The 2,500-nt window shown below is 51.0% G+C and carries 2 rRNA genes (1 of these 2 cut by a window edge); both read left to right on the top strand.

Features of this window, described 5'->3' with window-relative positions:
• A 23S ribosomal RNA gene (locus tag RAE19_RS17880) occupies positions 1-2,187 on the top strand (it extends 691 nt beyond the left edge of the window).
• 153 nt (positions 2,188-2,340) lie between these two features.
• A 5S ribosomal RNA gene (rrf, locus tag RAE19_RS17875) occupies positions 2,341-2,453 on the top strand.
• Positions 2,454-2,500: the final 47 nt, after the last annotated feature.

Here is a 2,500-nt window from a genome sequence, read left to right as displayed (position 1 = left end):
GATGAAGGTGCCGTAACAGGTACTGGAGGTCCGAACCGACTAGTGTTGCAAAACTAGCGGATGAGCTGTGGATAGGGGTGAAAGGCTAAACAAACTTGGAAATAGCTGGTTCTCTCCGAAAACTATTTAGGTAGTGCCTCAAGTATTACCTGCGGGGGTAGAGCACTGTTTTGGCTAGGGGGTCATGGCGACTTACCAAACCAATGCAAACTCCGAATACCGCAGAGTACAGCTTGGGAGACAGAGCACCGGGTGCTAACGTCCGGACTCAAGAGGGAAACAACCCAGACCGCCAGCTAAGGTCCCTAAAATTGGCTAAGTGGGAAACGAAGTGGGAAGGCTAAAACAGTCAGGATGTTGGCTTAGAAGCAGCCATCATTTAAAGAAAGCGTAATAGCTCACTGATCGAGTCGTCCTGCGCGGAAGATGTAACGGGGCTAAGCCAGTTACCGAAGCTGCGGATTTGCAATTTATTGCAAGTGGTAGGAGAGCGTTCTGTAAGCCTGTGAAGGTGCGTTGTAAAGCGTGCTGGAGGTATCAGAAGTGCGAATGCTGACATGAGTAGCGTTAAAGGGGGTGAAAAGCCCCCTCGCCGTAAGCGCAAGGTTTTCTACGCAACGTTCATCGGCGTAGAGTGAGTCGGCCCCTAAGGCGAGGCAGAGATGCGTAGCTGATGGGAAACAGGTCAATATTCCTGTACCGATGTGTAGTGCGATGTGGGGACGGAGAAGGTTAACTCAGCCAACTGTTGGACATGTTGGTTCAAGCTTGTAGTCGTGCCTGGTAGGCAAATCCGCCGGGCTTAGATGAGGAGTGATAACGAGTCTGCTTGCAGACGAAGTGAGTGATACCCTGCTTCCAGGAAAAGCCACTAAGCTTCAGCTACACACGACCGTACCGCAAACCGACACTGGTGCGCGAGATGAGTATTCTAAGGCGCTTGAGAGAACTCAGGAGAAGGAACTCGGCAAATTGACACCGTAACTTCGGAAGAAGGTGTGCCTTTAGTAGGTGAAGTCCCTCGCGGATGGAGCCCAATGAGGTTGCAAAAAATCGGTGGCTGCGACTGTTTATTAAAAACACAGCACTCTGCAAACACGAAAGTGGACGTATAGGGTGTGACGCCTGCCCGGTGCTGGAAGATTAAATGATGGGGTGCAAGCTCTTGATTGAAGTCCCAGTAAACGGCGGCCGTAACTATAACGGTCCTAAGGTAGCGAAATTCCTTGTCGGGTAAGTTCCGACCTGCACGAATGGCGTAACGATGGCCACACTGTCTCCTCCTGAGACTCAGCGAAGTTGAAATGTTTGTGATGATGCAATCTCCCCGCGGAAAGACGGAAAGACCCCATGAACCTTTACTGTAGCTTTGTATTGGACTTTGAACAGATCTGTGTAGGATAGGTGGGAGGCTTTGAAGTAGGGTCGCTAGATCTTATGGAGCCAACGTTGAAATACCACCCTGGTGTGTTTGAGGTTCTAACCTAGGTCCATTATCTGGATCGGGGACAGTGCATGGTAGGCAGTTTGACTGGGGCGGTCTCCTCCCAAAGCGTAACGGAGGAGTTCGAAGGTACGCTAGTTACGGTCGGACATCGTGATGATAGTGCAATGGCATAAGCGTGCTTAACTGCGAGACTGACAAGTCGAGCAGATGCGAAAGCAGGACATAGTGATCCGGTGGTTCTGTATGGAAGGGCCATCGCTCAACGGATAAAAGGTACTCTGGGGATAACAGGCTGATACCGCCCAAGAGTTCATATCGACGGCGGTGTTTGGCACCTCGATGTCGGCTCATCTCATCCTGGGGCTGTAGCCGGTCCCAAGGGTATGGCTGTTCGCCATTTAAAGAGGTACGTGAGCTGGGTTTAAAACGTCGTGAGACAGTTTGGTCCCTATCTTCCGTGGGCGCTGCAGATTTGAGGAAGCCTGCTCCTAGTACGAGAGGACCGGAGTGGACACACCTCTGGTGTATCGGTTGTCACGCCAGTGGCATTGCCGAGTAGCTAAGTGTGGAAGAGATAACCGCTGAAAGCATCTAAGCGGGAAACTCGTTTCAAGATGAGATCTGCCGGGGCCTTGAGCCCCCTGAAGAGTCGTTCAAGACCAGGACGTTGATAGGTCGGGTGTGGAAGCGCAGTAATGCGTTAAGCTAACCGATACTAATTGCTCGTGCGGCTTGACCCTATAACTTTGATGTACGCAAGTACTTCAAGGAAGTTATGCCAAGTTGACGCATTCAAATGACCATCTCCAAGCGAGATGGCGTCGTAAAAGACAAGCTGATTAGCTCTATAAATTGGTTGCCCAGACCTCTAGTCTGGGTGACAACAAGTTATGCCTGACGACCATAGCGACTTGGTACCACTCCTTCCCATCCCGAACAGGACAGTGAAACGAGTCAGCGCCGATGATAGTGCGGATCCCCGTGTGAAAGTAGGTCATCGTCAGGCTATTACAGCAAAACACCCCGTCAAGTGGCGGGGTGTTTTTTTAGTAC

This window comes from Rhodoferax potami, from assembly GCF_032193805.1.
In the GTDB taxonomy this organism is placed as follows: domain Bacteria; phylum Pseudomonadota; class Gammaproteobacteria; order Burkholderiales; family Burkholderiaceae_C; genus Allorhodoferax; species Allorhodoferax potami_A.
Note: the sequence above shows the minus strand (reverse complement) of the source record. Positions and strands in the feature narration are given on the sequence as shown.